Here is a 5262-nt window from a genome sequence, read left to right as displayed (position 1 = left end):
GGCCACCACGCAGCGAACCAGCCGTCTCGAAGTGCGCGCCGGAGGCATCGACCAGCGCGTTGAGCATATCGCAGTGCTCCTCGTTCTGAATGGGGGAGTAGACCTTCCCTACGACTCCCAGGACATCCGGCTTGCCGGTGAAGGGATGAGTGCGAACGGTGGCGAACTTATCCGGAACGGTCAGTACGTCCATCTCATCGCCAGCCGTGGCGACGGTTTGCAGTGGCTCCTTATGCACGTCCCAGCCATNNTGGGCTTCCTCGGTGACGACACCGAGACGGTGCCATGCGGACTTACGGGCCGCAAAGAACGCTGCCGAACCATTCGCCGAAACTTCCAGTTTGTGAGCCATGAGGCACTCCTAAACGTTGACGCCCGCCGAATTGCGGGGCTGTTGACCTGACAGAAGAACCGTAAGCCAGTCGATTTTCTTTTGTCAAGCAACATAGAAAAACTTTCTCTAGTCTGTTAGTCTTCTTGGGTCAGATCAACGAACGTAGGAGGAACGCATGGAACCGGCGACCATCATCGACGACCAGCTCAGGGAAGTGAGCATGAACGCTCAGGCAGCGCATGAGGCACTCACGCACTTCCTCGCCTCCAGTGACCTCGCGGGTCGCTGGGTGACCCTCGAGGTAGGAGAAGCCGCAGAGAGAGAACGTGGAAGGCTATGGGGTCTCTGGGAAGCAGCCAACGATGCCTACAGGCGCTCCACTGGCGACGACTACTACCCCGCCGGCTGAGGGCCACCCACTGCGGGAGAAGGCATGGATCACGTCTGCAGTGACGGCCTTCCCCGCAGATCATGGGATAACAGTGGGGAGTGAAGCATGCCGGCGCCAGAAGGCCAGCAACATCATCCGCGGCCTCGGGCCCGGATGAGGACTAGAAAACAAGCCAACGGGGCACAGGATCAATAGCCCCTGTAAGGACCAGGACCAACTTGAAGCTTTCCCGATTTATAGCCACTGCGGCACTGGCAGGACTGGCGCTCGCTGGCTGCGGCACGGAACAGCCCGGTGCGCCGACCCCGGCCTCCGACGTCATGGCCGAATCCTCTGCAGCAAGCCAGCGGCCGACCAGCAGCACCACGGCGCCGACTTCACCAGAAGCCACCAAACCGGAATCCAGGACGTGGGCGAAACCAACCAGCAAACCTAAGCCGGCCAAGTCTGCACCAAAAAAGCCAGGACATCGCGTTGGCCCCGCGCTAAAGGGGCCGGCAGCACTGGACGTTCTGGACACGATCACAGTCAAAGGCAAGGCCCCGGCTACCGGGTACGACCGCGGGGGTCAGTTCGGCTCGGGTTGGAAGGACCCCGACGGCAACAGCTGCGATGCCAGACAAGACATCCTGACCCGCGACATGACCAACCTCAAGTACAAGGACTCCCGCCAATGCCTGGTTGCCTCCGGAACCCTGGCCGACCTATCCACCGGCAAAACGATCCACTGGTCGGTCGGATCGAACCTGGTGGACATCGATCACATGGTTGCCCTGAAGAATGTCTGGATCTCCGGCGGACAGAAGCTCTCCTACGAACAGAGGGTCGCGATAGCCAACGATCCGTTAAACCTGTTTTCCTCCGACGCATCGGCCAACCGGCAGAAGGGCGATAAGAACGCCGCTGAATGGCTGCCTTCGAATAAGCCATTCCGCTGCCAGTACGTGGCCACGCAGATCAGCGTGAAGAAGAAGTACTCACTTGCGGTGACTGCCCCCGAGAAAGAGGCCATGAAGCGTGTCCTGGGAAAGTGCACGGACCAGCGTGCTGCCAAGGTCAAACCCATCACCCCGGCTGGGAAAGGCCAGCAGGCGCACAGCAAACCAACCAAGAAAGCCCCGGCAAAGACACCAGCCAACAATGGCAAGAAGCCCTCAACTAGCAAAGGTTCGGCAGCACAGGTTTCCCCAGGCACATTCTGCAAGGGCGCCGATGCCGGGAAGAAAGGCATCGGCAAGAAGAACGGCAAAACCTACACCTGCAAGGCCTCCAGTACAGACGAACGCCTGCGCTGGAGACAGTAGGTACTCCCAATGGCTCGGCTAAAGGCCACTGACAGCTCCACGTAAATTCCCCTGCACGGCAGTGCCACTCTGTCCCCCAAGGGATTGGAAGGACTACGGGTCAACTCAATGTTGAGATAGGCCCGTGAGCGGTCCTGTGAACGGCGTGGGGGAAAGTCCGGAAAGTCCGTACTCCAGCAGGGCATGGTTCCCCATGACCTGCACATGTTGGAGGTAGCTTGTGAAAAAGTGAAATATTCGAAGCTGCTGCCCTGCGCCGTGTCGTGCCGTACGCAAGGGGAACGTCTAACGGGCACTTGGTCTGGTTGGCAGAAACGAACTCAGGACGGACACCCACTCATCGAACGCGTCAAGATGTGCGTCATGACTGGCTCCAACTAGATCATGGAGTTGGACGTTTCGGCCGCGCAGGGCAAATTCGGATTTCTCGCCCGGGGTAAACATGCCGTGCTCCCCATAAACCACCAACGTCGGCGCGAGGACGGATTCCCATTCCTCCCACCTCGGCACTGACACTTCATTGATTGCCGACACCATCACTTCTGGATCGAACCTGGGCCACAAACCATCGTGGCGTTCCTCCAAGTCATCTGCCCAGGCTTTTGCGAGTGCGCCATCGCCGAGGAATTCGCGGGCCGCCGCATGATTCGCAAAGGGCACTGGCCATGAAGAGAAGAATTCGCCCATGGCCTCGTTTTGGATGTGGTTGCCGCTGCCGGCTCCGGTTTCCAGCAGCACTAGCTGGTGCACAAGGTCGGGGCGCGCCGCGGCGAGAAGCATCGCAGTGTGCCCGCCCATTGACTGCCCAACAAGCGTCACAGGATCTCCAACGACTGCATCAATGACGTGAACCACGTCGTCGACGAAGGTCTCTCTTGAAAGGTCATCGGGACGGCGGGTGCTGCGGCCGTGCCCGCGCAGGTCAATGAGGATCGTTCGGAATCCAGGGAGTGCAGCCGCTGTCTGGAAGAACTCCCTAGCACTGCCGGCGAGTCCATGAAGGATCACGACAGCGTGGCCGTCTCCGCCAGAATCAAAATAGTTGATCTGCACACTCGATCCCACGTCAATGATGAACTCATGCAACGGTCGCGTGTTGGAAGTCATGCCTCAAAGGTAGCCCTCAGGGAGCCCGGCACTGGATACCCCATACGGGGAACCCTCGTCGGGACGCCAGCTTGCGAGCGTGGCTGGCCGGGATCTCTCGGCTGATCCGTCGCCCGACGCTACCTACCGACAACAGCCGAGACCTGATGGCCTTTCGAGAATCAGACTAAAGTCGCCACATGGACAACTTGGAAGTCTCGATTGACCACGAGATGTTCCGCATCAGCGAAAGATACCAACCAAGCGGGAGCCTCAGCTACGACTTTGCTTGGCTGAATGGTCCAGGTAAGGGAACCTACGGCTTCACGATCGGCAGGACAGGTACCCGATCCATCGACGTTTCGAGAATGTCCTCCGGAGAGCTGGTCGAGGAGGCTCGCCTTTTCGTAGAAGCTTTCTATGGCGTTGGGGGCATCGGCGCAGAAGACTTCCCTGATCACGTGCCAGCGAAGAATCGTGGAAGTACAGGCCAATAGCGAGTCCCGCAGCGAGAAGGTTCAACCGGCGCCTGTCACTGTCTGCTAGGCACGAAGTCTAGTCAGCCAGCTCACGAGGCCACGCGACCCGAAAGCGTTCGAGCACGATCTCCTCTTGTTCGGACCAAACATCGCCGCGCGCCGCGCAGCCACGCTCCCAATACCGGCGGTGCTCACTGCGCCAGCTTTCCAGGGACCGATCACCCTCGCCCTCATCGAATGCAAACGCGGCATCCACGTCTCCAAATGCAGCGATCCGCAGTTCGGTGCTCCGGATCACAATGCGCGGCACGCCAGCGCCATCGCAGGCGATCCAATGCGATCCAACCCTTGGCAATTCATCGCCGCGCGCCCTGAATTCGGAAACGAGCTCAGACGTCGCCCGCTTTGCCCCGTGTACGACCTCGCCCAAGAGTTCGTCGGCGAGACGAAAGGAATCACCAAAGTTCTCAACGGTGTATTCAGGGCAGGCCTGGACGGCCTCAGGATGAGAGAGAGCATAGTCGGCCCAGAGGGCTTCCGCAGCGGTGACATCCGGGGTCGTGGCAGTGCGGGAGTATTCATCCATGCACTCATCCTCTCAGCACAAGACACTCCGCTCCGGCAATTCGCTCTCGGCTAGGGGCTTGTTCGGACCTCCTGCCTTCTCGGCTGCAAGCCTTGCCCTAGACCGGGCGACAGCGGGCACGGGTAGGCGTGAACCCGCTCTCGAAAACGCTGCCGCGAGATGCCCGTAAGCCGGTCCTTTCGCCAGACGGCCTGAACGCCATCAGCGACAACTCGCATGGCATCAATAGGCGCGTCCGCTGGGGAACCTTCGCTGGGATACTCAGTTGCATCCCACGAGTCGTGCTGGCCTACCCATGGTCAGGGGGAGAGGTACACGTGTCAGAATATGGTCATGCATACCGCTCTCGCACTTCCTAGCGTCGAGACACGGCCAGGCCTGGCCGAGTTACTGGCATCGCGTCGGTCTATAAAAAAGTACGACGCCAATCAGGCCCTAAACCTCGAAGACATCGCGAGGTTGTTGTGGGCCGCAGCCGGGACGACAACGCCGCAACGCCGATCGTGCCCTTCGGCCAAGGCCACCAACCCGATCAGTATTACATTGGTTGCCGGTAAGGTGAACGACCTGGAACCGGGATGCTACCGTTACGACGCGCTTGGCCATCGTCTTGCCGCTGGTCCGTTTGGTGACCATCGGCTAGCGGTCGCCGGCGGAACGCTTGACGCGCGTGAATGGCTCGCCGAATGCCAGGCACTACTACTCTTGACGGCTGACATGAGTGCCGCGCGACTGCGGTTCCCTGATCAGCCATCCGAGCATGGCGAGCGGTTCGTTTGGATGGAGGCCGGTCATTCGGCCCAGAATGTCTATTTGTCGGCCGCCGAACAAAATCTCGGTACGTGTTTGGTCGCTGGTCTCGACGACGACGCGATGGCGAACAATTGCAACCCGCTCATTCCATCCCAGCATCAGGTGCTAGGAGTCTTGGGCGTTGGGCGGCCGACCGCCTAAATAGCGTCGTCCCGCAACGAATCGACGCGTTTAGTAGCCATTCATGAGATGTTCTATTCGAGCGCGAGATCTTTGTTCATCTTTGGGTCGGGGAGATCCCAGAGCCTAATTATTTTGCTATCAGCGAG

The 5262-nt window shown here is 59.6% G+C and carries 6 protein-coding genes and 1 pseudogene (1 of these 7 only partly in view); 4 read left to right on the top strand and 3 right to left on the bottom strand.

Annotated elements, in window-relative coordinates; translation table 11 throughout:
* Positions 1-67, bottom strand: a pseudogene (locus CIK75_RS00055) (DUF932 domain-containing protein); it reaches 616 nt to the left of the window's first position.
* Between the two features lie 442 nt (positions 68-509).
* Here CIK75_RS00055 and CIK75_RS00045 point away from each other — a divergent pair.
* Both CIK75_RS00045 and CIK75_RS00040 read left to right on the top strand, forming a co-directional pair.
* Positions 510-743, top strand: coding sequence for a hypothetical protein (locus CIK75_RS00045; RefSeq protein WP_096222927.1), 234 nt, complete (start codon positions 510-512; stop codon positions 741-743).
* A 200-nt stretch (positions 744-943) separates the two neighbouring features.
* Positions 944-2029: an HNH endonuclease family protein gene (locus CIK75_RS00040; RefSeq protein ID WP_241895160.1), complete on the top strand. Its 1086-nt coding sequence runs from the start codon at positions 944-946 to the stop codon at positions 2027-2029.
* Between the two features lie 285 nt (positions 2030-2314).
* Here CIK75_RS00040 and CIK75_RS00035 read toward each other — a convergent pair whose 3' ends face one another.
* Entirely contained in the window at positions 2315-3136 is an 822-nt protein-coding gene (locus CIK75_RS00035; RefSeq protein WP_096222925.1) for an alpha/beta hydrolase, read from the bottom strand.
* A gap of 179 nt (positions 3137-3315) precedes the next feature.
* Here CIK75_RS00035 and CIK75_RS00030 point away from each other — a divergent pair, with 179 nt between their 5' ends.
* Positions 3316-3612 carry a hypothetical protein gene (locus CIK75_RS00030; protein WP_096222924.1) on the top strand — a complete coding sequence of 99 codons (297 nt, stop codon included), beginning with the start codon at positions 3316-3318 and terminating at the stop codon, positions 3610-3612.
* A 58-nt stretch (positions 3613-3670) separates the two neighbouring features.
* Here the strand turns inward: CIK75_RS00030 and CIK75_RS00025 are convergent, their stop codons facing one another.
* Complete coding sequence (locus CIK75_RS00025; protein WP_096222923.1) at positions 3671-4180, bottom strand: ASCH domain-containing protein; 510 nt, start codon at positions 4178-4180, stop codon at positions 3671-3673.
* Positions 4181-4513: 333 nt separating this feature from the next.
* On the opposite strand from CIK75_RS00025, the gene CIK75_RS00020 reads away from it, so the two are divergent.
* Positions 4514-5134, top strand: a complete 621-nt coding sequence (locus CIK75_RS00020; protein ID WP_158225836.1) for a SagB/ThcOx family dehydrogenase — start codon at positions 4514-4516, stop codon at positions 5132-5134.
* Positions 5135-5262: the final 128 nt, after the last annotated feature.

It is taken from the genome of Glutamicibacter sp. BW78 (assembly GCF_002332245.1).
Lineage (GTDB): Bacteria > Actinomycetota > Actinomycetes > Actinomycetales > Micrococcaceae > Arthrobacter_H > Arthrobacter_H rhombi_A.
Note: the sequence above shows the minus strand (reverse complement) of the source record. Positions and strands in the feature narration are given on the sequence as shown.